Origin of the sequence: Methylomonas koyamae, assembly GCF_019669905.1 — a bacterium.
Lineage (GTDB): Bacteria > Pseudomonadota > Gammaproteobacteria > Methylococcales > Methylomonadaceae > Methylomonas > Methylomonas koyamae.
The window spans coordinates 1,027,320-1,053,815 of sequence record NZ_AP019777.1 but is presented as its reverse complement, the minus strand read 5'-3'; the positions used below and the strand labels follow the sequence as shown (position 1 = coordinate 1,053,815).

At 55.6% G+C, this 26,496-nt stretch carries 26 protein-coding genes; 5 read left to right on the top strand and 21 right to left on the bottom strand.

Features of this window, described 5'->3' with window-relative positions; genetic code table 11:
* The first annotated feature begins 52 nt into the window (after positions 1 to 52).
* Positions 53 to 529, top strand: a complete 477-nt coding sequence (locus tag MKFW12EY_RS05165; RefSeq protein WP_280637655.1) for a DUF2442 domain-containing protein — start codon at positions 53 to 55, stop codon at positions 527 to 529.
* A 310-nt stretch (positions 530 to 839) separates the two neighbouring features.
* Here MKFW12EY_RS05165 and MKFW12EY_RS05160 read toward each other — a convergent pair whose 3' ends face one another.
* Together MKFW12EY_RS05160 and MKFW12EY_RS05155 are read right to left on the bottom strand one after the other, a co-directional pair.
* Entirely contained in the window at positions 840 to 1,268 is a 429-nt protein-coding gene (locus MKFW12EY_RS05160) for a type II toxin-antitoxin system VapC family toxin (protein WP_172680411.1), read from the bottom strand.
* Entirely contained in the window at positions 1,268 to 1,519 is a 252-nt protein-coding gene (locus tag MKFW12EY_RS05155) for a type II toxin-antitoxin system Phd/YefM family antitoxin (RefSeq protein ID WP_054763753.1), read from the bottom strand. Before MKFW12EY_RS05155 ends, MKFW12EY_RS05160 begins: the two co-directional genes overlap by 1 nt.
* A gap of 400 nt (positions 1,520 to 1,919) precedes the next feature.
* On the opposite strand from MKFW12EY_RS05155, the gene MKFW12EY_RS05150 reads away from it, so the two are divergent.
* Positions 1,920 to 2,951, top strand: a complete 1,032-nt coding sequence (locus tag MKFW12EY_RS05150) for an IS5 family transposase (RefSeq protein WP_245006438.1) — start codon at positions 1,920 to 1,922, stop codon at positions 2,949 to 2,951.
* A gap of 115 nt (positions 2,952 to 3,066) precedes the next feature.
* On the opposite strand, the gene MKFW12EY_RS05145 is transcribed toward MKFW12EY_RS05150, so the two are convergent.
* The 14 genes from MKFW12EY_RS05145 to MKFW12EY_RS05080 all read right to left on the bottom strand — a co-directional run bounded on the left by MKFW12EY_RS05145 (position 3,067) and on the right by MKFW12EY_RS05080 (position 18,285).
* Complete coding sequence (locus MKFW12EY_RS05145) at positions 3,067 to 3,501, bottom strand: 3'-5' exonuclease (protein WP_221054118.1); 435 nt, start codon at positions 3,499 to 3,501, stop codon at positions 3,067 to 3,069.
* An 89-nt stretch (positions 3,502 to 3,590) separates the two neighbouring features.
* The gene (locus MKFW12EY_RS05140) at positions 3,591 to 4,688 is read right to left on the bottom strand and encodes an IS5 family transposase (protein ID WP_221053058.1); all 1,098 of its coding nucleotides are present in this window, start codon (positions 4,686 to 4,688) and stop codon (positions 3,591 to 3,593) included.
* A gap of 82 nt (positions 4,689 to 4,770) precedes the next feature.
* The gene (locus MKFW12EY_RS05135; protein ID WP_425334040.1) at positions 4,771 to 5,931 is read right to left on the bottom strand and encodes a UvrD-helicase domain-containing protein; all 1,161 of its coding nucleotides are present in this window, start codon (positions 5,929 to 5,931) and stop codon (positions 4,771 to 4,773) included.
* A gap of 14 nt (positions 5,932 to 5,945) precedes the next feature.
* Entirely contained in the window at positions 5,946 to 6,059 is a 114-nt protein-coding gene (locus MKFW12EY_RS05130; protein ID WP_172680395.1) for a UvrD-helicase domain-containing protein, read from the bottom strand.
* Positions 6,060 to 6,061: 2 nt separating this feature from the next.
* A complete protein-coding gene (locus MKFW12EY_RS05125; protein ID WP_054763619.1) occupies positions 6,062 to 7,768 on the bottom strand; it encodes an ATP-dependent nuclease in 1,707 nt (568 codons plus the stop codon).
* Between the two features lie 277 nt (positions 7,769 to 8,045).
* Positions 8,046 to 9,209, bottom strand: coding sequence for a Fic family protein (locus tag MKFW12EY_RS05120; protein WP_221054117.1), 1,164 nt, complete (start codon positions 9,207 to 9,209; stop codon positions 8,046 to 8,048).
* Positions 9,210 to 9,477: 268 nt separating this feature from the next.
* Positions 9,478 to 9,690, bottom strand: coding sequence for a LysR substrate-binding domain-containing protein (locus MKFW12EY_RS05115; RefSeq protein ID WP_054763618.1), 213 nt, complete (start codon positions 9,688 to 9,690; stop codon positions 9,478 to 9,480).
* Complete coding sequence (locus MKFW12EY_RS05110) at positions 9,684 to 9,923, bottom strand: type 2 periplasmic-binding domain-containing protein (protein ID WP_221054116.1); 240 nt, start codon at positions 9,921 to 9,923, stop codon at positions 9,684 to 9,686. The genes MKFW12EY_RS05115 and MKFW12EY_RS05110 overlap by 7 nt, the downstream gene beginning before the upstream one ends.
* Positions 9,920 to 10,876 carry a glycoside hydrolase family 75 protein gene (locus MKFW12EY_RS05105; protein ID WP_221054115.1) on the bottom strand — a complete coding sequence of 319 codons (957 nt, stop codon included), beginning with the start codon at positions 10,874 to 10,876 and terminating at the stop codon, positions 9,920 to 9,922. Before MKFW12EY_RS05105 ends, MKFW12EY_RS05110 begins: the two co-directional genes overlap by 4 nt.
* Positions 10,877 to 10,978: 102 nt before the next feature.
* Positions 10,979 to 13,123, bottom strand: coding sequence for a putative bifunctional diguanylate cyclase/phosphodiesterase (locus MKFW12EY_RS05100; protein ID WP_221054114.1), 2,145 nt, complete (start codon positions 13,121 to 13,123; stop codon positions 10,979 to 10,981).
* An 11-nt stretch (positions 13,124 to 13,134) separates the two neighbouring features.
* Positions 13,135 to 14,160, bottom strand: coding sequence for an ABC transporter substrate-binding protein (locus tag MKFW12EY_RS05095; protein WP_221054113.1), 1,026 nt, complete (start codon positions 14,158 to 14,160; stop codon positions 13,135 to 13,137).
* Positions 14,150 to 16,138 (bottom strand): TonB-dependent receptor plug domain-containing protein, encoded by a 1,989-nt coding sequence (locus MKFW12EY_RS05090; RefSeq protein ID WP_221054112.1) that lies wholly within the window; start codon positions 16,136 to 16,138, stop codon positions 14,150 to 14,152. Before MKFW12EY_RS05090 ends, MKFW12EY_RS05095 begins: the two co-directional genes overlap by 11 nt.
* 639 nt (positions 16,139 to 16,777) lie before the next feature.
* Complete coding sequence (locus MKFW12EY_RS05085) at positions 16,778 to 17,662, bottom strand: pirin family protein (RefSeq protein ID WP_054763244.1); 885 nt, start codon at positions 17,660 to 17,662, stop codon at positions 16,778 to 16,780.
* 23 nt (positions 17,663 to 17,685) lie between these two features.
* Complete coding sequence (locus MKFW12EY_RS05080) at positions 17,686 to 18,285, bottom strand: FMN-dependent NADH-azoreductase (protein WP_054763245.1); 600 nt, start codon at positions 18,283 to 18,285, stop codon at positions 17,686 to 17,688.
* 102 nt (positions 18,286 to 18,387) lie between these two features.
* Between MKFW12EY_RS05080 and MKFW12EY_RS05075 the strand changes: the two genes are divergently transcribed.
* Positions 18,388 to 19,287: a LysR family transcriptional regulator gene (locus MKFW12EY_RS05075; RefSeq protein WP_054763246.1), complete on the top strand. Its 900-nt coding sequence runs from the start codon at positions 18,388 to 18,390 to the stop codon at positions 19,285 to 19,287.
* A 43-nt stretch (positions 19,288 to 19,330) separates the two neighbouring features.
* Here the strand turns inward: MKFW12EY_RS05075 and MKFW12EY_RS05070 are convergent, their stop codons facing one another.
* From MKFW12EY_RS05070 to MKFW12EY_RS05055, 4 genes are all read right to left on the bottom strand, one after another.
* Positions 19,331 to 20,929 (bottom strand): SulP family inorganic anion transporter, encoded by a 1,599-nt coding sequence (locus tag MKFW12EY_RS05070; protein ID WP_221054111.1) that lies wholly within the window; start codon positions 20,927 to 20,929, stop codon positions 19,331 to 19,333.
* A gap of 29 nt (positions 20,930 to 20,958) precedes the next feature.
* Complete coding sequence (locus MKFW12EY_RS05065; RefSeq protein WP_054763247.1) at positions 20,959 to 21,591, bottom strand: carbonic anhydrase; 633 nt, start codon at positions 21,589 to 21,591, stop codon at positions 20,959 to 20,961.
* 299 nt (positions 21,592 to 21,890) lie between these two features.
* Positions 21,891 to 23,933, bottom strand: coding sequence for a TonB-dependent receptor plug domain-containing protein (locus MKFW12EY_RS05060; RefSeq protein WP_221054110.1), 2,043 nt, complete (start codon positions 23,931 to 23,933; stop codon positions 21,891 to 21,893).
* Positions 23,934 to 24,111: 178 nt separating this feature from the next.
* A complete protein-coding gene (locus tag MKFW12EY_RS05055; RefSeq protein WP_221054109.1) occupies positions 24,112 to 24,807 on the bottom strand; it encodes an SDR family oxidoreductase in 696 nt (231 codons plus the stop codon).
* 167 nt (positions 24,808 to 24,974) lie between these two features.
* Between MKFW12EY_RS05055 and MKFW12EY_RS05050 the strand changes: the two genes are divergently transcribed.
* Positions 24,975 to 25,175: a KTSC domain-containing protein gene (locus tag MKFW12EY_RS05050; protein ID WP_221054108.1), complete on the top strand. Its 201-nt coding sequence runs from the start codon at positions 24,975 to 24,977 to the stop codon at positions 25,173 to 25,175.
* 224 nt (positions 25,176 to 25,399) lie between these two features.
* Positions 25,400 to 25,561: a hypothetical protein gene (locus tag MKFW12EY_RS05045; protein ID WP_157199527.1), complete on the top strand. Its 162-nt coding sequence runs from the start codon at positions 25,400 to 25,402 to the stop codon at positions 25,559 to 25,561.
* 172 nt (positions 25,562 to 25,733) lie between these two features.
* On the opposite strand, the gene MKFW12EY_RS05040 is transcribed toward MKFW12EY_RS05045, so the two are convergent.
* Positions 25,734 to 26,321 (bottom strand): DedA family protein, encoded by a 588-nt coding sequence (locus MKFW12EY_RS05040; RefSeq protein WP_054763250.1) that lies wholly within the window; start codon positions 26,319 to 26,321, stop codon positions 25,734 to 25,736.
* Positions 26,322 to 26,496 lie beyond the last annotated feature (175 nt).

The following is a 26,496-nucleotide window of genomic DNA, read 5'->3' as shown; positions in this document are numbered from 1 at the left end:
GCCAATCTTGAATAGCTGGCCAAACTATTCGAGGAACTGCAACGATGAGTAACTGACCGGGGTCGAGCCGTTAACCACATACAAACTGCGCTTGCGTTACGCCGACGGCCAAAGCTTCGAAGTCGATTTGAACGCCTGGATAACCGAAACCGAAGCGCTAAGTCCGCTGAAAGATCGGGACTTATTTGCGCAAGCCAAAATAGGTTTCGCGGGACGGACGATGGATTGGATCGAAGACGAACTCGATTTGGCCGCCGACAACCTGCGCAATCTGGCGGTCGAGCAGGCCCGCGACATCGGCCGGGAACGCATCCGGCAGTGGCCGCACAACACCGGACTCAGGCTGGAGCAAGCCGCCGAGGCCTTGGGTATTTCCCGCCGCATGCTGATTTATTACCGCGACGGCGAAAAACCGATTCCCCGCACGATCTGGCTGGTCTGCCTGGGCTGGAAAGCCGTGCGCCCAACGGGGCAAACTTTGCCGCAACATATTCCTTCGGCCAAGGAATACGCGGCGTTGCATGCTTGATTGTCTACAAAGAATTAGCGGGTTGATCGTATCAATTCGAATAGGCTTTGATATTCCAATGTGGGTATAGGATGGTGCCGACGCAAGGAGGCGCGTCATTCGCGACCGTTGCGCCTCTCGTTGTTCGGCATAACCTATGATGGGAGCGCATGCTATCGAGTTGATCTCGCCAGAACCTAAGATGTTCGGGGCGAAATAACGGGACCAAAACCATCCCAATACTTAAAAGAAATCTCAAAAAAACGTAGGGTGGGCAAATTTGTCCATCGTTCCATGCTGCGTGGTACAAACACCGTGCCCACCGGGGCAGTCACTGCATGGCCTCCCACGGATTGAGGATAGCCACGCCCGTAGCCTGGAAGTCGGCCACATTGCGGGTGACCAGCACCATGCCATGCACCAGCGCCGTCGCCGCGATCAGCGCATCCCGCTCGCCGCGTTTGTCGGGTACGTGGAGCCTGGCGCAACGCAGTGCAACCGCCGTATCGACCGGCAGAGTCCGCTCGGAGAACTCCGGCAAGACCTGCTGTTCCAGCCATGCCCGCAACACCGTACCTTGGCTGGCGTCCTTGCGCTCGATCGACAAAACGCCAAGTTCCAATTCCATCAGAGTGATGGCGGACAAGAACAAGTCGGCGGCATCGACGCTGTCGGCCCATGCCGCCACATTCGCGTCCGCCTTGCCAATCCGGATTTTTCGCAGCTCGGAAACTACGTTGGTGTCGAGAACATACATCATCAGAAATCAGCCGGCCGAGCCCCTATCGTCAAAGGCTGCGGCTCGAACTCGATGTCCGCAGCGTCTGGCATGGCCAGCGAATCGGCAATGTTGCGGCGCTGCTTTGTCAGCCGCTGGTATTCCTCGATGCTCAATAACACGTGAGCCGGCTTGCCCCGATCCGTGATGAATACCGGGCCATTCTTGGCCGCCTTCTTCGCGCGGGTAACATCCTGATTCAGCTCTCGGCTGGAGATGGTCGTAATAGCCATGGCGACGCCCTCAATTTGCAATGTATAAACATTACTACAAGCAAATAAGAAGCACCAGCATTTTGCCGCCGCGCGCTGAAAAATGGGGTCGGCATAGCTAGGTGCGGTGGTTCAAATTGAATTGGAAAATGGTATGCAAGGCATATGTGGCTTGAAAGCATGCAACGATTGCATCACAATCCCCAACCCCATGCCATTCGTCCAGAGCTTTAGCTCTTAGGATACGGTAACGATTGATGCGGTTCGTTCATCACCACATATACTGCCCTTCGAATCCTCGATTTCATTGAGGCTTGACAAATTGGAGTTAAATTGCCAGGGAACGCTAACCTACAGGGAACCTCTAAAAATTGCGCCCGGCGAGTAAAATGAGTCGGAGCTAAAGACCTGGAGAGCAGAGATGACGGTGGCACAAGACGACCTTTTCGGTTCCCTGTTTGAACATCGTGATCGTCGGATCGATCGGCTGGGTAATCCGTTGTTGGAATTGGACGCGCAAGTGGATTGGGAAGCGTTCCGTCCGTTGCTGGATCAAGTGCGTCACAAAGTCCGCAAATCGTCTGCCGGGCGTAAGCCTTGGGATGGGGTGTTGATGTTCAAAGCGTTGGTCATCGCCAGCCTCTACAATCTGAGCGACGAGCAACTGGAGTTTCAAATCGAAGACCGGCGTAGTTTCCAGCGTTTTATTGGTTTGTCGGATGCCAAGCACGCACCGGATCGCAACAGTTTCTGGCTGTTTCGCGAGTCGCTCAAGGCGTTGAAATTGACCGAAACCTTGTTCAATGAATTCAACCGGCAATTGGATCGCGCCGGCCTGATTGCCCGCAAGGGTCAGCTGATTGACGCCAGCTTCGTCAAGGCGCCGGTGCAGCGTAATACGCCGGACGAAAACGCTCGGATTAAAGCCGGCGAAACCGTCGAGGACTGGTCAGCCTCCAAACGCAGTCAGAAGGATACCGATGCGCGCTGGACCAAGAAAGGCGACAAGAGCTATTACGGGTACAAGAACCACGTCAACGTTGATAATGCCCACAAGTTGGTGCGCAAATACACGGTCACCGATGCCAGCGTCCACGACTCGCAAGCCCTGAACGGCTTGCTCGATAGCGGCAATACCAGCCGGGATTTGTGGGCCGACAGTGCCTATCGTTCCGAAGCGGTGGAAGAACAGTTAAAAGTCCAAGGCTACCACAGCCGGATTCACCGCAAAGGAGTTCGCGGCAAGCCGCTGACCGACCGGGAAAAACAAGGCAACAGCACCCGCTCCCAAACCCGTTGCCGGGTCGAGCACGTGTTTGCCTGGATGGCGCAATGGGGCGGTAAGGTGATCCGTTGCATTGGCCTAGCCCGCGCCGAAGTGCGTATCGGCTTCATGAATCTGGTGTACAACATGCGACGTTTTTGCGCTATTCGCAGGGTAGCTGCGTCTTGATGCCGCCCAGCGGAGCTGAAAAGGCTTCGAGTTGAAGGTAGTCCGCTTGGAAATGTCCGCTTTCGAGCGCGTTTTACGCCCCGAATCTGATTAATCGTGGATTTTTAGAGGCTCCCTACAGGGAATTGAATAGACCAATCAATCCAGTCAAGGTCATAAATTGAGACTTTTTTGCAGCTTTGATTTGATTGTTATAATTAAATCTTTCAGTGCTGCTGACAAGAATACAATACTCTTTTGCTCTCGTTATGCCAACAAAATGTAAATTCAAATCTTGTTCCCAGCTAGAAAAAACCTCCTCATAGCAACCTTGAACATAATCCCGCTTTGGAAAAATCCAGTCATAAAGGTCTAAGTGAAACACAACATCAAACTCCAAACCTTTTGATTTGTGCAGTGTCATTATTTGCACTTCCCCTTCGTTTATCGGCTGATATTGCTTTAAGAGATTCGGGTCGATTAAAACTCGGTCTAGCAGGCTGGTGAAAAACCCACTGATATTTCCCCTTACCCACGGTTTCCGTGATTTTTTCGTGTTGAAATCGGTCATGACATCGAGTTTCAACCGTTTTGCCCCTGTTTCAAGGGCTTTTTATTCGCCTGAAGCCGTCTGTGGACGGTTTTCAGGCGCACTTCGCCCTAGGTGGGCGCACTCCACGCCGGTTTCGGCGTGAACACCAATAGGTTGAGCAAGCGCGTCAGGTTGTAGGCGGCAAAGCAAAACAAGGCCTGACCTGCGACTTTGGCTAAGCCGATGTGGCGGGTTTTACGCAGGCCCCCGACGGTCTTGATCCAGCCGAAGGCTTCTTCGACGATTTTGCGGCGCTTGAGGCTTTGAGCGTACGCTTTGCCGCGCGCGGTGCGGCCATCGACGGCACTGCCGGTCTTTTTGCGAGCAACATGGGCTTTGATGTCTTGCGTCTTGAGTTTGTTGACGAACGCCGGTTGGTCATAGCCTTTGTCGGCACCGACGCTGCCGCCTTTGGGAACACGGCGTTTGATCATTGTTTGCGCGGCTTCGATTTCAGCGGTGCCGGTGGCTTGGGTGGTTTCGACATCGACAATCAGGCCGTTACGATTCTCGGATAGGGCATGGGTGATGTAACGCAGTTTGGCCTCGGTGTATTCGCCTTTCTTGTAAAGCCGCGCTTCGGGGTCTGTCGTGCTCTGATGCGTGGCATTGCTGCGCTTTTCGCCGCTGAAGTCGACCTCGGGATTGCGGCCGGCGGGTTTATCAGGACCGCTGCCGTCTTTCTTCACGAAGCTTTTGTGCGAGGCCCAGGCTTCGATCAGGCTGCCGTCGACACTGAAGTGTTCGTCGGACACCAGGTTTTGCCATTCGGCAATGGCCAAGACCCGCTCAAAAAACTCGCGACTCAGTGCTTCGGACAGCAGGCGCTCGCGGTTGGCGCTGAACACGCTGCGTTCCCAGACAGCATCGTCGATACCCAAACCGACAAACCAGCGAAACAGCAGGTTGTAGTCCAGCTGTTCCATCAACTGGCGTTCGCTACGAACGGTGTACAGCACTTGCAATAGCAAGGCGCGCAGCAGTTTTTCGGGCGCAATCGACGGGCGGCCAGTATGGGAGTAGCATTCGGCAAAGACCGCATCCATAGAGGCCAATACGCCATCGACGAGTAGCCGTAAACGACGCAACGGATGCTGTTTGGGAATACGGTCTTCCAGGCTAACGTAGCTGAACCAGCTATTTTGAATGGCATCGTGTCCGCGCATGGGGGGCTTCTCCAATTTAGATGCGCTATTTTACTTGTTTGCTGAGGCTATGCGCCTTGATGACTGCAGCTTTGGGAGTTTTTCACCAGCCTGCTAAGGCAGAAATTTCGGCATTCGTTATTTCGCGGCTCAACAGCTGATGCGCTATATCAACAACTAGCTCTTTATTTAAATAACTACAATTTCGCATTGTTTTAATTATATTTCTTACTGATGTTATTTCAGACAGCGCTATGGATCGATATTGACTCACCAACTCAACTGTATCACTTATTAATGATTTTTGATCATAACGATAGACTAATAAGCTGCCCATAACCTTGGATGCATCTGAATTAATAAGACTTAAGGGGTCATCATTGAAAATCCTAAATGGCACTTCCAACCCATCTTTCAGAAAGTCAAGACTCTTGTTATTACGAACTAAAATTGCCACGTCTGAAAATGAAGAAATCACCCCATCGATTAATAATTTATTAATAGACTTGCTCAATGTTTTTGCCACATCCAATTGAGTGCCATTAAATACGCGTTGATACACCCTTATTTCTTGTGTTGGTAGCAGTTGGCAGCTACTGTCAAATAGTCTGTTTGAGTAATTTGTTATTGATGGATGGCATCGATGATTAATGTTAACAATATGATGTTCAAAAACGTCAGGTTTATCAATCAGGTCTTTAATGTAACGCGGATCACTTCCTCTAAATGCGTAAATTGATTGTTTAACATCGCCGACAGCTACCGCAGAAAGCCCAAGTCCTAATAAAGCAAGAAATAGCTGGTGTTGGGTTTGTGAAGAATCTTGATATTCATCAACATATAAAGATTTATATTTTGATTTAATGTATTTTCTACACCCTTCTGAATTACCAAGTATATGTACAGCAACAACCCCTAACGATTCTAGCAAAATAATACCAGATTGATGCAATGCCCGAAATACACTTTCATACATCTCATAATCTTCGGTTTTTAACTCATTCCCTACTTCTTCAAGATTAGGCAATAAATTCCTAAACTCATCATTTAATTCTTTATAAGCCTTGCATTCTATTGGCTTAATAGTTAAACCATACAGTCTTGATATAAATGGAGAAACAATCTCAGTTAAACAAAAATGATCTATTGTGCCAAAAAAACTAGCTTTAGTATCTAATCCATCTCTTTTACAACGCTGCTTTAATTCTCTGCTCGCTTTTACAGTAAAAGTAATACCAATAACGCCTTGATACGACTTTAAAATTGTGACTTCACGCCTTATTTTTCAACAACAACCGATGTTTTGCCGCTACCTGGGCAAGCAGTTATTACCATATTTGCCTGAGACTCTATTGCTGCTTTTTGATCTGGAGTAAAATCAAAACCGGCCATATTTAAAGACTCATCTCTACGATTTTCTGAGCGTGAAGTAGTGGCTTAATTAGCTCTCCACTTTGAATATTTGCTAAATTATCTTTATTGCCAGCCAAAAACTCACGCATCCTAATGGCCTTTTGATCTTGAAGATATTTAATTGCCTCATCCATATCTGTTTTGCCAGAATACGCTAATAATTCTCCAGATAATTCTAATGACAAATCGGATTCAAGATCAATTTTTGATAGATAAATTTTCAAAGGGTTTATTTGGTTAGAAACCATTAACCAAGTTCCATCTTGGACTAATGTATTTGCGTCGGTTGCTAGGTCACGATGAGGCAGCTTTGACAAGCCAGCAATATCCATACATCTATTGATGCCAGCTAAATTCTTTAAATCGTTATTAGGAACCTTTGACACATCGTTGTCGGTTCGCAGTACCCAAGGAATTTCAAGAGCATTTAATATATTCGTATACACATTAAATGCGATTCCATCGACACTAAGAATAGATATATTGTAATAATCCAAATCTATATTCGCCGCAATGGCAAGCTGTTGATAAAAAAGTTGTTCTGATGGCCCTTCAACAAGGAATACACAGCTAGAAAAGAATGCTTCCGCAGGCAAAATACTTATTCTGTAACCAAGTTCATCCCAAGCTGTGCTAATACAATTTGAACAACCTTCACTCGCTGCGTAGCTAGCTCCGTCTTTGTTAATGATGCGGACAATTGAATCAGGCTTGTATCTTGCGGTTATCTGGGGAGAATGACTAGTGATAATAGATTGTCCCGGTAACTCTTTATTAAGATAGTCGGCCAATTTTCTTTGCTGATGAGGATGTAAGTGAGCTTCTGGTTCCTCAACACAATAGAATGTCACTTCATGATCAGGATCAAATTCTCTTTCACTTTTGGCTTTCCAAAGCGCAAGTAGAATTTGATTGTCTCTACCCTCTCCACCGAGCATCATCTTTGAACCCGAAATTGAAGCTCCAAGTTCTAAATTATCGATAAATTGATGTACCTTGATAGCTCCAGAATCCAGATGGACAGCATAATCGTTATAGCCATATGATAGCTTTTTTAATTCATTATTAACTAATAAGGTGGAATCTTTTACATAATTCAGCTTACTAACCCTTTCATTAATTACATTAAGACCGCGTGAAATTTTACCAAGTTGTCTTTCGTCACTTTCTGCTTTTTGTGTGTCGCGGTTATCTTGAGATATTTTTAATAACTGCTTCTTTTCGCTTTCAATAAACTTTTTAAGATCACGCCGGGACTTTACATACCTCATATTGATGTATTTTAGATAAAAGCGACTTGTTACTTCCTCAAGTTCGATTTCATTGGATCCTATGAGAAGTTTATAATCCAAAGCACCTCTATCCGCCATTAGTTTTAATACAGAACAACCGTCATCACTAACATTGCCTTTTAGTATTGACAAAACGGCATCTTCAATTATATCTTTAAAGAAGATAGTAATTGTAAACTGGCTTACTTGGCTTCCATTTTTAGCTATATGAAAGTCAGTTATCTGTGGCTCAATATCTCTTTCAGAAAGTGACTTATCTAGCAATAATCTAAGAGCGTAAATCATGTTGGTTTTTCCAACATCATTTGCCCCTATTATTAGAGTGCTTTCATTAAATTTTACTGTTGCATTTGAAAAATTTCTGAAGCCAACAATTGATATTTTTTCAATATTCATTCACACATCCTTACGATAATGCTAAAAAATTGATATGAATTTTGCCCCGTTAAAAAATAATCTGTATATCTTCAAACCGATCCCAAGACCGGGGTCAGGTCTTGCATTCGAGCAACTTATTCAGCATTAACGACGAAGAATTAACCAATCTTTATCATACGTTACCAATCATTTTGGTCAGCCAAGGGTGTCCGCTATTTCAAAGTTAGTTGATCCTTGCGAAAGACGCCTTTTTCTGCAAATCGACCAACAAATCCAGACCGTAAAATCTCTCTAACTAACCCGCCGCACTGTTCAAAGACGGAGGAATAAACCCTTCGTTCGATAACGCCAGGATCACGCCGCGTATCAAAAAACTGCTGCTGAAGCCTATCGTGTATTGTCTTGCGCCGGGCTTGATGGGTTGCAGCATTTGGCGTTCGACCAGCTTTTTAATTTGATAGGTGCGTTGCATGCCGCTCATGTTGGGCATGGCGCTTTCGAAATCGGCGGCTTTGGCGGTGCCGGCTTTTGCCGCGATGTGCAGAATCTTTTCTTCCTGCGCCGTGATCAATTCCCGCTCGCGAGCATAGGCCAAGGCCGGAGCCAGGATTTTGGCGCCCAAATAGCCGAAGTCGGCTAATTGGTCCAGTTTGCGCAATTCGTCCAAAATGCCTTGCAGTACATACACGCACCAATTTTCCAAACCCGCGCCGGTGCCTTTATCGGCTTGGGCGAGCATGGCGTAATACCGGTCGCGGTCGTTGCAAAATACGGCGGTCGGGTTTAACACCCGGCCGCCGGCGTTGACGTTAAACCCGTATTTGATCAACAGCGCATAGGTCAGCAACCGAACAACGCGGCCGTTGCCGTTGCCGAACGGGTGTATCCAGCCAAAGCGATGATGCGCCAGGGCGACTTTGATCAAGTCGTATTTTTTGGGATCGCCCGCGTTGACGAATGCCACTAGCTCGGACATATAACCGGGCACCAACAGCGCCTCGGGCGGCAAATGCTCCGCTTGCGCGATTTGCACCGGCCGTTGCCGGTAGGCGCCCGGCGTGGCGTCGCCTTCGCGTTCCAGACTATCGACCGTCATGGCGTGCAGTTCGCGGATAAAGTGTTCGGTCAGCTCCGCGCCGGGATCGAAGTGTTCTTCGATGAAGTCCATCGCAGTTTCAAGGTTGACCATTTCGCGCAACTGATCGTTCGGCGGTTGCGGGCCGCCGTCCAGCTTGCTCTCCACGTAATCGGCCAGGGTTGTATGATTGCCCTCGATCCGTGCCGAGCCCAAACTTTCCAGCATATGGAAAATTCGTTTCAATTGAAAAAACACCCGCGGCGGCGTAGTGCCGCCCAATTGCAAGCGCCGCAAGTATTCGAGCTCTGTCAACACGTCCACCAGCGGCGAATCGAATGCCGGGTTGAGTAGAGTCAAATCGTAGTGTTTAAATACGGGCATGGTGTGGGTTTTCTTGAAATGGCGTTTCTTATATCTTTGATATCGTTTGCATTGACAAACAATATCAAAAAGTTACGAATACATCGCTAAAAAATTATCTTGAATCGACCTGCAAGTTATCTTGAAAACCGCCGTTGCACAACTTCACGTCGCACATTCGTGGGTGGTACTGTGAACGGTGTTCAGAGGCATCAGAAGCCTTCTTCCTGAATCGGATGGGTAGAGCGGTCGCATCATAGCAACACCAACAAAGCCGCTTTTAGCCGTCTCACAACCACCGCGCTTCCCTCCGCAACTTTTCGGAAATCAAATCCACGAAGCTTCTGACCTTGGCCGAGGCGTAACGGCCTTCGCGGTGCAGCACGTGGATCGGGATAGGCGGCGGTTCGGAGTGGGTCAGCACGGTTTGTAATTGGCCGCTGGCCAGGTAAGGGGCGACTTGGTAGGAGACAGCAGGCGGGGCCAGGCCCAGGCCTAGCACGGGGCTTCGATGGCGGCGTCTATCGTGGTCGTGACCAGCCGGGGCTGGACGCGCACGCTGAGCGCATCCGCGCCGCTGCCGAAGCGCCAGTCCGGGCCGGCGCCGAGGCCGCCGGCGGCGATTAGGGCGTGGCAGGCCGGTTCCCTCGGGTGGTTGGGTCCTTCACGGCGCCTTAAATATTCCGGCGCCGCGCACACGACCGGCCGCACTTGGCCTACCCGCAATGCCGTCAACGGCCGTATGCGTCAGCACAGGCAGTGAGCCGTTCCAGGCCGCCCCAATCGTCGAACCGTTGTTTCGCTGCGGCGTCGATGCGTTCCGGGGTCATGTACGGATCGGCGCTGTCGCGGCTGGCCGGGAAGATCAGCACCATCGCTTGCGGTACCGTCCAGGCCTTGCCTTTGTATTTACCCTTGCCGCGCACCTCCTGATAGTTGGCCGGCGGCGCGTTTTTGCCGAGCAATTTGCCGTTCAAGGCCACCGAACCTTCGCCCAATTCCTTGGCCGGTCCGGTATCGCCGACCACGGCAAATACCGGTGCGGAACCGCCCGGCACCAGCGCTACGGCCAAATCGCCGACCTTGGCATTGCGTTTGGCAAATTCCGACAGGGTGTTTTTGCCGGGGTTTTTCGGCAGGACCAGCGCCGGTGTGACCAAGGCGTCGGCGTAATTGCCGATGTCGCAGGCGTCGGCCACGTTCGGTTTATGCAAGGCGGTGGCGGACACCAGAAAGCCATCCACCGGCGGACAGGGTTTCCCGGCTACGAACGGGATAATCGCCGGCGAGATTTTGGTTTGTGCCGTCAGATCGGCCGGCCATCCCGCCGCAAAGGCTTTTTGGGTCAGCAGACGCCGCTGGCGCAAGCCCTCCTTATCCAGTCCGGCGCAGGCGTCGCTCATGGCGTTGCACAAGTTGTTCAGCGCTTTTTCCTCTCCCCAAAAATCGTCGACGCTGTACGAGCGGCGAGTACCGTCGGTATTGACGTTGAGCGCTTCGATGAAAAACAGCGCCTTGGCGTCATGGTCGGACCAGACCGGGGTAAAGCCGGTTTTGGCATTGCCGTCCGGCTGTTTGAAGGCTTGCGCCATGCCGCATTCGACGGCATGGCCGGCCGCAGCCGCAAACAACAAGCTGCAGCCGATCGCGGCGCGGCGTACAGTTTTGGCAAAGTGACAATCGGACATGGCGGCCTCCAGCGATAGGGTCAGTGTTACCGCCTATCTAACATGGTTCCGGAGCGCGCTCAAATTAATTTCAAGCCGATAGTATCGAGCCGGCTAACTCGGCTATTCGGCGCCGGCGGCATGGCTTGCCGCGACGCTGCCCAGGTAGGGATGGAAAGCCAGTTGCCGGCAAAATTCGGCGAACTGGTCGGCCGGCATCGGTTTGGCCAGCAGGTAACCTTGCAACAATTCGCAGCCTTCGCGTTTCAGAAACTCGGCATGCTCCAGGGTTTCGACGCCCTCGGCGATCACGGCCAGGCCCAAGCCGTGCGCCATCGCGATGATGGCGCGGATGATGGTGGCGTCGCTGAGGTCGTCGATACAATCGCGAACAAAGGATTGGTCGATCTTCAACACGTCGAGCGGAAACTGTTTCAGATAGCCGAGATTGGAGTAGCCAGTGCCGAAGTCGTCGACGGCGAAACGCACGCCGGCCTGGCGCAAGGCATTGAAGGTACGTTGGCTTTCCTCGGACGGCCTGAGCAGGCAGCTTTCGGTCAATTCCAACTCCAGCAGGCCCTGGCCGCCGGGCAGGCAACGCTGCAAAATCTCCAAGGTGCGTTGGGCAAATTGCGGATGCCAGAATTGAGCCGGCGACACGTTGACGCCGATATGGAATTCGTCGTCGACCAACTGCTGATGCCGCCATTCGGCTAGGGTATTCAATGCGGCCTCCAGCACCCATTCGCCGAGCGGCAGAATCAGGCCGGTTTCCTCGGCCAACGGGATGAATTCGGTCGGCGAGATCCATTCATGCTTGTATTGCCAGCGCAGCAAGGCCTCGGCGCCGATCAGGCGGCGGCGGGCGCAATCGTACTTGGGTTGGAAGTACAGCATTAATTCGCCCAGTTCCAGCGCGCGTTTCAGGCCGTTTTCCAGATTCAGGCGCCGGGCGCCACGCTGCTGCAGCGCCGGTTCGTAGAAGCGGTAGGTGTTGCGGCCTTGGGTCTTGGCATCGTACATCGCACAGTCGGCGTAGCGGATCAGGGCTTCGCTGTCGTCGCCGTCGTGCGGGCACAAGGCGATGCCGATACTGAAGCTGGTGCTGATGTCGTGGCCGCGAATCGAAAACGGCTGGTGCAACACCTGGCCGATTTGTTCGGCCGCCCGTGCCGCTTCCCGGCGGGCCACGGCCACGTCGCGATCCAAGTCGACCAGAATGATAACGAACTCGTCGCCGCCCATGCGTCCGACCGTATCGGTGGCCCTGACCGCATTGCGCAGACGTTCAGAGACTTCCTGCAACAATTGGTCGCCGAACGAATGGCCCAAGGTGTCGTTGACGTATTTGAAACGGTCCAGATCGAGGAACAGCAAAGCCATCGAACTGCGCCGGCGGTGGGTCTGGTTCAGTGCCAATTGCAGGTGGTCTTTCAACAAATTACGGTTGGCCAACCCGGTCAGTTCGTCGTAGAACGCCTGGCGTTCCAGCATGCTCTGGTAACTTTGCACTTCGGCCCGGTAATCGGTCAGCCACGACACCATCAAATTGAACGCCTGCCCCAATTCGCGCACTTCCGGGCCGCCGCTGTCCAGTTCCACCGGTTGCATGCGGCCGTCTATCAATTGGTGGGCGGCGTCGGCCAGACGTTTCAGCGGCGACGCGATCCGGGCCGTCATCGCCAACGACACGGCCAAGCCGATCAGCAAAATCACCGCGACCACCAGCAAGCCCCAGCGCACGGCGTGGCGCACCACCGCGACGAAATCGTCCAGATTCATCGCCAGCCGCACCTCGCCGATCACGGCACTACTGGTCGACGCTTGCAAAAACAGCGCATCCTCGTTCTGAAAGCCGCCGCTGGTGATCGGCTGCACGATCTCCAGCAAACCGTGGCGGTTCGACGCCTGCCACCAATTCCAGAAACTCTCCGGCGCTTTGCCGGACTGGGGCGCCGGCCGGGCGTCGTAGCGGACGTCGACCGACATCCGCGCCAATTCTCGGCCCTGGGCGTCGACGATCACGGCATACGCCAGACCCGGCACCTTGCGCAAGCGCTCCAACTGGTGTTCGAGCAATTTGCCCTGGCCGGTGAACACCGCGTATTCGCTGGTCTCGGCCAACATCGTCGCCAGCGCCAGACTGTGCTGCTGCCGCGCCTCGAACTGCCGGGTCAATTGGGTATAGGTGGCGATAAAGCCGACGCCGAGTGCAGTCACCAGCACCAGCGCGGCGTTCAGCAGATTGAAGCGCGTCGCCATGTTCATCGAGCTTCTGCTCACGGCGCCACCTCGCTGATTTCCGGCAACCAGCGCTCCGGCAGGCTCAGTTTCATGTGCTCCAGCGTGCGGCCGTTGTAAACCACCCGGACTTTGCGCGGCGTCTGCGGCGGCAGGCTGGACGGCGCCGCGCCGTTGGCCAGGATGTTCCAGGCCAACTCCGCGGCCTGGGCGCCGAGATCGGCATAATCCCAATCCAACGCATAAATCGCTCCGGCCTTGACCCATTGCTCCGATAAGCCGATCAGCGGCGTCCGATTGCGGAACGAATACAACAGCAGCTCCCGCACCGCGACGGCATTGAATGCCGCCACGCCGTCGACCGCCCACAAGGCGTCGAGTTGGGCCGGCAACTCCTTCAGCAACCTGGGCAGGTCCTCCGGCGCGGCGGCCGGCGCCGGTACCAGTTCGATGCCGTCGGCCCTGGCCAATTGTTGCAAGGCCTCGAACGTCGGCAGCCCGCGGTGAGGATCGTAGATCACGGCGATGTGGCGGACTTCCGGCAACAGCCGGCGCAACCAACGCCATTGCAATGCCGGCGGAAAATCCAGGCCGACGCCGGTCAGGCGCGGTTTGCCGCGCAACTCGTCGCTGTCCAGCAACAGGCCGGCCACGACCGGGGTAGTTTGGCCGGCGGCCATTGTCGCGCGCGCGGCCGGCGTACCCAAGGCCAACAGCAATTGCGGCGCCTCCGCGCGTAAATGCTCGTTGATCGCCGCGACGGCCTCGTCGCCGACCGTGCGGGTTTCGATGCTGGCGTGCAAACCGCGTTGCGCCAGCGCGGCGCTGAAGCCTTGCACGGTTTGCCGGTACGGCGCGGAATCGTGGCTTTGCAGCACCAGGATGTCGGCTGCCGAGATTCTGACGCCGGGGCAAAGTGCGGCAAACCCCAAGCAAATCCGGACGCACCCCCTGCCCAGGCCGGACTTGGCCCGCAGCCACAGCCAAACCGCCGGCAACCACTGCCAGCCGAACCAGCTGCTGCCGGTCCGCAGCCGAACCGCGGCCGCGGGTTTAAAATTCAAGGCCCAACCTCAGCCGAAGGTTGCGGCCGTCTTGCGGAATATGGTCGGGCAGATTGGCATTGGGCGGAATCCGCGGATCGGCATAATCCTCGTCGAACAGATTGTAAATGCCGCCGGTCAGTTCGACGCCCGGCAGCCATTTGCGGGAGAACAGCACCAGATTGCTGACGGTGTATGCGCCGGTCGCGGCATAGCCCGGATTGGCGCGTTGGCTGACGTACTGCAATTCCCAACTGGCGAACAATTTGTCCTGCCACAAGGGTGCGCTCAGATTGAATTTGATCATGTGCGACGGCGAATTGGGCGCTTGTTCCAGCCCGGCGATCCGGGTCTGCTGGTAGGTGTAACTGACGCGGCCTTCGAAGTTGCGGTAATGGCCTTGCAACTGGGTCTCCAGGCCGTGTGCCTCGGCGTTGCCCTGGTTGCGGAATTGCCTGACGTCGGCATCGACCTGGTTGATCAAATTGCTCAGTTTGTTGTAGTACGGGCTGAAGCGGACGTTGAAATGCTCGCCGATTTTCTGTTCCAGCACGATTTCGTAGGATTCGATCCGCTCCGGTTTCAAGGCCGGATTGCCGATCCAGGTACCGGAGCAGCAGGTGTAATAGGTTTCGAAGGCATTCGGCGCCCGAAATGCGGTGCCGTACAGCAACTTCAGCGTGGTGTCGGCGAAAGGCTGGTAGATCAGGCCCAGCCGGGGATTGGCAGTACCGCCGAAGTTGTCGTAGTGGTCGTAGCGGGCGCCGGCGTGCAGACTCAGATTGTCGAGAATGGCCCATTCGTCTTGCAGGAATACGCCGGCGATGCTGCTGTTCAAGCGGTTGTCCGCCCACTGGAAACCGGTCTGCAGGTCGTAATTGGCCATGTGCTGGCTATAGTTGCGGCGGTACTCGCTACCCAGCGTCAAGCGGTGGCTGTCGAAAAAAGTGTGGCTCAACAACACTTCTCCGCCCAGCCAATTGCCCTGCCAATAATCCTGGTTGGTCAACAATTGCTGCGGCGCCGGCCGGCTGTTCAGATCGTCGTCGAACTCGTAGCCGTCCCAAAACAGGCGGCCGGTGGCTTCCCAATCGCCGCTGAAGGTATGCCGGTAGTTCAAATCGGCATAAGCCCGGCGGTCGTGGTAATTGCTGCCGGGCACGCCGAAGTCGGCGCCGACGCTGCCGGCCGGCAGGTATTTTTTGCGCTGCATGTAGCCGCCGCTCAGGGTAAAGTCGCCCCAAGCCAGTTTGCCGAACAGGCGCTCGACTTGTTCCTGGTCCAGCCAATCGGCCGAACCCAGATTGCCGTAGTTCAGCGAATTATGGCCGTCGCTATGGTAGTAACTGGCCGAGAGCAAACCTTCCAGGCCGTTGGCGAATTTCTGGCCGTAACTGACCTGGCCCTGCTCGCTGCCGTAACTGGCCACTTCTCCGCCCAGCCGCACGCCCTGCAAATCGCGGCCGCGCAGGGTGATGACGTTGACCACGGCAAACACCGCGCTGCTGCCGTACAAGGACGACGCCGGGCCGCGTACGACTTCGACCCGCTCGATGTTTTCCACGTCGACCGGAAAATCCCGGCCCAGGCCGGCATAGTCCTGCAAACTTTCGTTGATCCGGTGGCCGTCGATCAGCACCAGGATACGGGTGTTGTAATCGCCCGGCGGGGCGAAGCCGCGGACGCCGACGCGTTGGTAAGCCCGGTCGTAGGTTGCCAAAAAGCCGGGCAAGCTACCCAGCATGGCCGCCACGGTACGCCAGCCGTAATGTTTGATTTGTTCCGAAGTAATGACGTCGACCGCGGCCGGCGCTTTGGTAATCGGCTGTTCGTGGCGGGAAGCGCTGAACACCGACGGCAATTCGCCGAACAGGACGGCCTGTTCGTCTTCGCCGGCCGGCGGCGCGGCGCGGCCGTCGTCGGTGCGCGCCACAGCGGCATTCAGCAACAGGCAAGCGGCCAGCAACGCGGGGCGGCGGTTTCCGGTCAAACAAGGCATAGTGATTCGGGTTCGGTTCAAATTAGTTACAAAGCACTAGAGCGGCATAAGCTTAGCCAAATGAGAACGAATGCCAAACCAATTAATCATTTCTGCGTTTTGCCACACACTCCCCGCCTCCGGCAATCCATTCCCGAATGCCGCCTCATGGTCCGACTAAACAGCAACCGCCGGCAAATGAGGTCGGTTAATTTACACCGATTTTATCAACGTGTTCGCTAAATCGTGTGGGCGGTTGCTCACAACGGGCAAAGCAAAAATCCGGCTGGCGGCGGGCCGGACCGGCTTCGCGGAGGAAATGAACGGCGATCTATCGGCGACAGGAAGCGATAAGCGCCGGTAGCGGAGCGCGGCTGGTTCGGGTGGGCTTAGGACCCAAAACCGTGGGCGAGACTTGAGTTCGGTATGTTTTGAAAAATCTCCCCCGCCCCCCTCTTTTTCAAAGAGGGGCGTGACAATCGAATCGCTCGACTTAGCCGCATTGGGGCAATCCAGATCAAGCTTAGACAGCCTGCGCCGAGCGTGGCCCGAACGGCGTACCGGCCATCATCGGCGGCGGGATATTAATCGACTACACGGGCTGCGGAGCCGGCGCGACACCGGCTCGTTCGGTGCGGTAATGCAAAGGCTGCCGCGACTTCAATCCGAATTGTTAAATCCGAAACGGCCGTGCTGGTAGTCGTATACCGCTTGTTCGATCTGCTCGCGGCTGTTCATGACAAACGGCCCGTGTTGGACGATGGCTTCGCCGAGCGGCGCGCCGGCAACCAGCAGTACCCGGCTGTCTGCCAGCGCGTGCAAAGCGACGCCATCGGCTCGCGGATTCGTGCTCAACACCGCCATCCGCCCGCGGTCGGCAATACGCCCGGCCACCTCGACCTCGCCGCCGTAGACGTAAAAAAACGCGTTATGCCCAGCCGGCAACGGCTGCTCGAAGCGAGTACCGGCCGGCAACTCCAGATCCAACACCAGCGGTTCGGTCTTCGGCCGTTGAATCGGGCCGGTTACGCCGTGGCTGGCACCGGCCAACACCCTTACCCGGGCGCCGGCGCGGCCGAATTGCGGAATGTCCGGGCTTTGCACGTCGCGATACCAGGCCGGCACCATCTTGTCGGCAGCCGGCAAGTTGATCCACAATTGAAATCCGGCCAGCAAGCCGTCCTTTTGTTCCGGCATTTCCGAGTGGACGATGCCGCGGCCGGCCGTCATCCATTGCATGCCGCCGGTTTCCAGCAAGCCTTCGTGGCCGGCATTGTCGCGGTGGCGCATCCGGCCCGCCAGCAGATAGGTCAAGGTCTCGAAGCCACGGTGCGGATGGTTCGGAAAGCCGGCGATGTAATCGTCGGCCGACTCGCTGGCAAACGCGTCCAGCATCAGAAACGGATCCAGCCGCCGCTGCAAGTCTTGACCCAATAGCCGGGTCAATTTGACGCCGGCGCCGTCCGAGGTTGCCCTACCCTCCACCAGTTGTTCGATCTGCCGCGACTGTTGCACGGTTTCGGCTGGTTCGATTTGTGCGTTCATGACGATACTCCCCGCTGGAAAAATTAAGCGGCCAAGGCCGAGATTTTGGCTTCGGCGGATTGCAAGGCACTTTGCACCGCGTCCTCCCCCAACGCCAAGCCTTCCGCATAAACGAATTCGATGTCTTCCATTCCCAAAAATCCCAACACGGTGCGCAAGTAAACCGTCTGGCTGTCTGCTGCCGAACCGCTGTGTACGCCGCCGGCGGTTTGAATCACATAGACTTTTTTACCCTTTAACAAACCTTCCACACCGTGTTCGGTATAGCGGAACGTGACTCTAGCCCTGGCAATCGCATCGATCCAGGCTTTCAGTTGTGCCGGAATGCCGAAGTTATACATCGGCGCGCCGATCACGATCCGGTCGGCTTGCTGGATCTCGGCGATCAAGGCATCGTCCAACGCCACCCGTTGCGCCTGTTCCGCAGTGCGCTGCTCGGCCGGCGTACTAAGCGCTGCCAATGCCGCCGCGTCCAACACCGGATGCGGCATTTTCGCCAAATCGCGCACGGTCAGCCGCGCCTGCGGAAAGCGGCGGCGCAATTTGCCGACCAAGCTATCGGCCAGGCGGCTGGAGTGGGCGGTTTCGGCCCGAATGCTGGAATTGATTTGCAGAATGTTCATAGCGGTCTCCCGAAATGTTGAAGTCGGACAGACTATACGCCAGGGCGATAATGGGCAGAAGACCGGAAAACGGATAACATTGTTCCATAGGAGGAACAATCAATGACTATCGAAGCCAACGATTTGTGGCTGTTCGCCAAAGTCGCCGACGCCGGCAGTTTTTCCAAGGCCGCAGAATTGCTGGGCTTGCCCAAGTCGACCCTGTCGCGCCGCATCAGCCATCTGGAAAAGCAATTGGGCGAACGCCTGTTGCAGCGCACCACTCGGCAATTGCAATTGACCGAATTCGGTTTGCGTCTGCTGCAGCATGGCCGCCAGATCGGCGAGGAAATCGACGCCGCCCGGGCCTGGGCCGAACACCGGCAAACCCAACCCAGCGGCACGCTGCGCATTTCGCTGCCGAACGACTTTGCCACCTTGTTTCTGGTACCGGTGTTGGCCGAGTTCAGCGCCCGCTATCCGGCGATTGCACTGGAAATCGATTTGTCCGCCCGGCGGGTGGATTTGGTCGGCGAGCATTTCGATCTGGCGATTCGGATGGGCGATCTGCCGGACGACGCCAACTTAACCGCCACCCGCCTGAACCGCCAAAGCTGGGGGTTGTACGCGGCGCCGGCTTACCTGGCGCGGCACGGCCAGCCGGAGCGGCCGGAAGACTTAGGCCGCTATCACGCGCTAAGCCTGCCCGGCCGTTACCGCGAGCCGCCGCAATGGCAACTCGAATGCGGCGAGCGCCGCTGGCAGGGGTTGCCGCCGGCCCGGATTCTGGCGAATTCGCCGGAGTTGCTGGTCAAGCTGGCCTGCCGCGGCCGGGGCATCGTCGCCGCCCCGGATGCCTATGCGGCGGCCTACCTGCAAAGCGGAGAGTTGCAGCGAGTCCTGCCGGACTGGTGTTTGCCGCAAACCACGGCTTGGCTGGTGTTTCCCGGCCGGCGGCTGATGCCCGGCAAGACCCGGGCCTTTATCGACTTTGTCCAAGCCGGCCTGGGCCCGGTAGTGTAACGCCGGCGTGAACCGCCGCTTTTTGCGGATACCTGTGCGGCCGTCAGGCGTGGGACGCTGACGCCGCCAACCGCGGCGAGAAGCCGGCCTCGTAGCCCAGCGCCGGAAATGCCAGATCGAAGCCTTGCAGTTCTACCGAAATATTCCGGTCCGGCGCGGCCAGCAGGAAATCGGCAATGGTTTCCAGGATGTCGTGGTCGATGAACAGGGTTTTGCCGCCGTCGATAATCAGTTCGCTATCGTCCGGGATATTGCTCAAATGGTTGCGCAGCAGGGCCTTGTTCAAAAAAGACACATCCTTGTGCAGCCTCAGCAGGTAATGCGAACCATGTTGGGTCAACGACATCGCGACATGGAAATTGGCGCGCAGCACGAAGAAGATGCCGCAGGCCATGCCGATGGCGATGCCTTCCAACAAGTCGGTGAACAAAATGGCGAACACAGTAATCGCGAACGGGATGAACTGGTTCGGGCCTTTTTTGTAAAATTCGAAAAACATCGCCGGTTTGGCCAGTTTATAACCGGTCTGCAGCAAAATCGCCGCCAGGCAGGACAGCGGAATCATGTTCAGGTAACGGGCGAAAAACAGCACGCTGACCATCAGCAACACGCCGTGCAGGAAGCCGGATATCCGGGTCTGGCCGCCGGCGTTGATATTGGCCGAGCTGCGCACGATGACCGCGGTGATCGGCAAACCGCCAATCAAGCCGCTGATCAGGTTGCCCAAACCTTGCGCCTTCAACTCGCGGTTGGTCGGCGATATGCGTTTGTGCGGATCGAGTTTATCGACCGCCTCAATGCTCAACAGCGTTTCCAGGCTGGCAATAATCGCCAAGGTCAGCGCGACGCTGTAAATTTTGGGGTTCTCGATATAACTGAAATCCGGCATACGCAACTGGGCGACAAAATTGCTGGTGGAACCCAATTCCGGCAGCGAAACCAGGTATTTCTCGGCAATCGACCATTCCGGGGCGTAAGCCAAGGCCCAGTTATTGAACAGCACGCCCCAAACTACCGCCAACAGCGGACCGGGTACCATTTTCAAGATGCTGAAGCGCTTGATGAAGCCGCTATCCCACCCGATCAAAATCAGTAATGCCACCGCGGCGACCAAGGTCGCTCCCGGCGAAATGCCGTTCAGCGACTGGGTGAACTCCAGAAAACTCGCTCCGGCAGTATCGGGCATGTAACTCTCGTCGGCGGCGTAACCGGCGTCGTAGCCGGTCGCGTGCGGCGTCTGTTTAATGATCAAAATCATGCCGATCGCCGCCAGCATGCCCTTGATCACTGCCCCCGGAAAGAACGCGCCGATCAGGCCGGCGCGCAAAAATCCCAGGCTCATTTGGATTACGCCGGCGATGGCCAGGCTCAATAAAAAGGCCTTGAAATCGCCCAGGGTCTCGATGGCGTTATAGACAATTACGGTCAGACCGGCGGCGGGGCCGGACACGCTGAGATGGGAACCGCTAAACCAAGCGACGACGATGCCGCCGACCATGCCGGCGATAACGCCGGAAAATAGCGGTGCGCCCGACGCCAGCGCGACGCCCAGACACAGCGGCAAGGCCACCAGAAACACCACGACGCTGGCCGGCACATCGTTGCGCAAATACTTCAGATAGTACGATACATTAGTTTTCATAACGGACCTCCTCTCGGGCCGGGGAATATTCAACCGGCATATTGGTAAATTTCGTGGATCGACGACTTCTGGTCCATATGCACCAATTCGTTGAGCAGGCCGTCGCTCAAACCGTAAACCCAACCGCGCAAACTCAAAGATTGCCCGGCATCCCAGGCCGCCTGAACGATGGAGGTATGCGCCAGCCGATGCACTTGCTCGATCACGTTCCATTCCACCAGGCGGTCGACCCGCTTGCGCGGCGGCAGGTTATCCAGCTCGTCCTGATACAGCCGGTAAATTTCCTTGATATGCGACAGCCACTTGTTGGCGATCGCCAAGTCGCCGCGTTGCGAATGCAACGCCGCTTCGACGCCGCCGCAGCCGTAATGGCCGCAGACGATGACGTGTTTGACTTTCAGCACGTTGACTGCGTATTGCAATACGCTTAAGCCATTGAAATCGGTGGTGATGACCTGGTTGGCAATGTTACGGTGCACGAAAATTTCGCCGGGCTCGGCCTTGACGATGGTATCGGCCGGCACCCGGCTATCGGCGCAACCGATCCATAAGAATTCCGGTCGCTGCTCCTTGGCCAAAGTCTTGAAATAATCGGGCCGTTGCTTGACTATGGCTTCCGACCAGGCTTTGTTTTCCAGTAATAATTTGGCGGGTGTCTGCATGAAACCGTCCTCTCGCTTGTAATAATTGTAATCGACGCGAACCTCGCGTACCGCGGCGCGGCACCGGTCAGGCGGAGTCGGTTAGCGGCCGAGGAAATAATATCGAATCGAAATTAATATGCAAGCAATAAAATGCATCGGCGGAATTTTTTTTTGCCGGCACCAGGCAAGCTGCAGCAAGCACAAGTGTTTGAAGCCTGCGTTAGGTGCGGTGGGAGATAAGCGAAACCGGCGAAAACCGGCGATGAAACCGCCAAGCCGGCTGGAAGGTATCGCTGCCATCGGCAGCGTTTTTAAAGTTAAAACCGCAGTTCTAGTTTGCCGTAGACGCCGCGCGAGACCCCGCCCGGTTGGATGATGCCGGACTCGTCGATGTATTCCAGCCGCCCCTCGTCCAGCAGGTTTTGGCCGATCACGGACAGCTCCAGACTGGGCAGGACTTTCCAGGCCAGACGGGTATCGAAAGTGGCGCGGCCGTTGAGTTGCCGCAACTGGTTGCCGGCACCATTGCCGACCACGCTGCGCGGCCCGGTGTAACGCAACCAGAAGTCCAGCGAAACCCGTTCCGTCGGATTGATGGCGGCGCGTAGCGACAGGTTATGTTGTGGACTGGTCTGTTGCGCCAGGCCGACGAAAGCACCGAACTCGGTTTTCAGCAAACTGTAATTAGCATCCCAGCGCCACCAATCGGCCATCTGCCAGACCGCTGCCGCTTCGAAACCGTAAGTATGGGCCTTGCCCAGATTGGTGGCAGTAATCGGTTGTAGAAGATGGGCTACCGGCGTAGCGATCGGTAACAACGCTCCAGCCCGGTAGGCTGTCAAGTTATCGTAATCGTTGTAAAACGCGGTCAGGTCCAGCGAAGCCTGGCTGGCCCAGGCGAAGCGGTAGCCCAGCTCGTAGGACAGCACATCTTCGGCCCGAAAATTCCGGTTGCCGTTCAGCACGACTTCGACCGGCAGCGTACCCAACCCCGGAACCTCCGTCGGAATCACGCCGTTAAGAAAACGAATATCGTGATCGGCCCGCGACGGCGTCCGCACCGCGCGGGAGAATGCCGCCCAAACCCGTTGTTCCAAAGTCGGCGCCCACATCAGCCGCGCCGTCGGCTGGCCTTCGAAACCGGAATAGGAATTGTGTTCGAACTTCGACCCCAGCGTAAGCCACAGCTTGTCGTCCACCAGCATGATCTCGTCCTGCACGAATGCGGTGAACAAATGGGTATCGCGTTTCAAGCGCGTGGGCTGAATCAGCGGGCTATCCGAAAACTCGTCCAGATTGGCCCGATAGCCGACGCCCCAGATCGCGTTCTGCCGCTCGCCGATGGCAAAACTGTTTTGAAAATCGACGTCCAGCGTGTCCAGCGACTGCTTGGCAAACGCATTGTTGCCGCGTTCGGAGTGGTCGTAATAGAACTGCAGGCTGTACTCGGCGCTGGTGGAGAAGGTATGCCGCAAACGCGACAGAATATTCGCGCCCGCGGCGGAGAAATTCTCGATCAGGCTTTGCTGGTAAGGCGAACTCAATACCGGCAACAGCGCGTTTTGGCTTAACTGGCTACGGTAAAGGTCGCCTTGCAGCGTCCATTCGTCGCGGCTGGACAGGCGCGAATCGATGCGAAAACCGCCTTGCTGCTTGTCCCAATTGTCGGCGCTGGCGGCAAAGCCCTCGACCTGCCCCAGGCCCTCGCGTTGAAAGCCCTTGACGTAAACCCGGCCGTAGCTGTCCTCGCCCAATTGTTTGCCGTAACGCAAGGCGCCGAAACCGGTTTCCAAGGTACCGCCGCCGCCGGCAAGCAAACCGCCGGACGTATCCTCGGCCCGCTTGGAAATGATGTTGATCACGCCGTTGACGGCATTGGCGCCCCACAGCGTCGCAGCCGGACCGCGGATCACTTCGATGCGCTCGACGTCTTCCAGCATCACGTCCTGAGCGTCCCAATATACGCCGGAAAATCCGGGGTTGTAGACGCTGCGGCCATCGATCATGACCAGCAGCTTGTTGGCGAAAATGCCGTTAAAACCGCGGATACTGACCGCCCACTTACTGGAACTGACCCGCGCCACATCCACGCCGGGCGCCAAGCGCAAAGCTTCCGGCACGCTGGTGACGCCGGCACGTTTAATGTCGTCGTTGCCGATCACGAACACCGCCGACGGCGCATTCGACACGTATTCGGCTTTTTTCGAAGCCGATGTCACTTGCGATTTCTTGCGGGTGGAAATGACCTGCATATTCAGCAGATCGGCCGTATCCATCTCGGTCACGGCTTTATCGGCGTCGGCCAGGACCAACGCGCTGAAACCGGTAAAAACAACGGCCAAGCAGGCTTTGCGATTCATCGAAGATTTATGCAGTCGTTCTGTCAACAATTCCAATGCCGGCTATTTCGGGTTCTGCGGCCGCTAGCCAAGGCAAGCGGGTGTCCGGCCGCGACGCGCCATCGAAGTTCAAGCATAGCCGTTTTTGCGAAAGCCATTATTTCGGTAACGTTTTTCCCCGACCGGCGGACTCTCGCGCTTACCACGGCAGCGGCGAACCGTCGTATTTGACGAAGCTGCCGCTATCGGCCAGGTCGAAACGGTCGATCAAGCGGCGCATGCCGCTGACGCTTTCCTCGACGTCTATCAAGCCGTTCGGACCGCCCATGTCGGTCCTGACCCAACCCGGATGCAGAATCAACACGCCGATATTGCGCGGCCGCAGGTCGATGGCCAGACTTTTCATCGCCGCATTCAGGCCGGCCTTGCTGGAACGGTACAAAATGCTGCCGCCGCTGCTGTTGTCGGTCATGCTGCCCATCAAACTGCTCAACGACGCGATCAAAGGTTTATCGCTGCGTTGCAGATGCGGCAAAAAGCATTCCGCCAGTTTTACCGGCGCCATGACGTTGATCGCCAAGGTATCGGCCCAAGCCTGGTAATCCAGCTTGCCGAAGCCGCGGCCGGACTGGTCGCCGTAGACGCCGGCGTTGTTCAGCAACACGTCGATTCGGCGCTCGGCCAGCTTGGCCGCCAAGGCTTCGATTTGGCTGAAATCGGCCACGTCCAACGCTTGCAGCTCGATACTGGCATATTGGCCGGCTAAAGCCTGCAATTGTTCGGCCTGCTCCGGCCGGCGGCAGGCCGCTATGACATTGCAGCCGGCCGCCGCGTATTGCCGGCAAAACTCCAGGCCCAAGCCGCGGTTGGCGCCGGTGACCAATAGTGTTTTCATCGTGAATGCCTCCAAAAATCGATTGAAATGAACGTTACCGCGGCCCGCTTGGCCGCTCTGCAAAATTGCCGGAATACCCAGCGGCAAAATCGGGATTTATCCGGAACTATTCGAGGTTTCGCATGCCTGACCGCCACATCCAAACCCTGAATCCAACGGAGGCCGTTATGCAAATGCAAGCCTTTAAATCCAGCACGATAGAGGTGGTCGGTTACGACAAAGACAGCCGCAAAATGCGAGTTGCCTTCAAAGACCGTCCGGTCCAGGAATTTTGCCACGTTCCGGAACAACTGTTCAGCGACTTTCTGAAAGCGCGCTCGAAAAACCGGTTTTACAAGCGCCATCTGCAAAACCTGTTTCCTTGCTGAGATTCGCTATTTTGCGAGGGCGTCTAGCGACTTAGCGAGGAATGTTCTCGACGACTGACCGGCATTGCTACCGCTACCTATCCCCCACTCGGTCATCAAGGGCACGTTAGCGCCGGCAATACCAAGATTGTCAGCCTGCAGCCGACGGCAAATGCTCCCCCACTTGCCGTCGCCGTGCAGGCTTTCAAAGCCCCCGCCTGCCGCCGCGTTCGCCAGCTTAGATTTTGGAACGCCTTGCCCGGCAATCCATACCGACCGGTTTCGACCGGCCGACCTTAAATTTCCACAGCAACGCGCAAGGCAGCTATCTGGCCGTCGCCAACGCAGGCAGCGAAACCACCTCGTTGTACCAAGTCTCGGCGGTACCGGTGCCGGGCGCGGTCTGATTGTTCGGTTCGGCCTTGCTGGGCTTTTGAGCCTTGGCCGCCCCGGATGTAGCCTGATAAGCTGGCAAAGGGAACCCTTACGGCTTTACGGACAAGCCGAGGCGTAAAAATAGTCAGGCCATAGGCATTCCCGCGCCGAAGCGGGGCAAGCATAGCCCGGCGGCGTATTACGCTAAGCTGCGTTTTTGCGTTTGAAATAAAAATAGGCGCCGACCGAGACTGCGAGGACGAACAGCGCAACGTTCACTTCCTGGACGATCAAGACGATTTTCTGGCCGTAGCGGTAATAAACGCTAAAAAACACCACCGACGACAATGTGCACGCCACCAAATCGGCCGCGGCAAATTTACCCGCGTTCATATGGCCCAGCCCGGCCGTCAAAAACAAGATATTACGCACGCCGAACGGTACGAATCGGCCGAACAACAGCGTCAACATCCCATAGTCTCGATAATATCCGGCGACCCGGTCGATCTTGTCTTGGTTCATGATTTTGGCGAATAGCCGCCAATGGCTCAGTTTGGGCCCCAAATACCGGCCCAGGCCGTAACAAATCAGATCGGAAAGGTATGCCCCCAGATAAACGGCGGCGAAAAGTTGCGGCAATTGCTCCGGATTGCGCGCGGCAAACGTCGCGGCAACAAACAACATGCCGTCTTCCGGTACCGGAACGTTAAAACCGGCAAGCAACAACAGGCCGAATATGATCCAAGGCGCATATTCGATATGGTTTTCCACCAGGGAGATAATGCTATCCATCTTATGGTCCCCTCCTCGCGCAGTAAGCCAAATCCGAGCCTAAGAGCGGGGAATGCGTTCCCGGGTTCCCGCGCTGGGGTGGGAATTCGTCTAATTGAATCGCGACGGAATAGGTTATCGCTTGCTGGTTGGAATTACACTAGGGGCTGTTGCCATTTTCAAACAATAGCCTTGA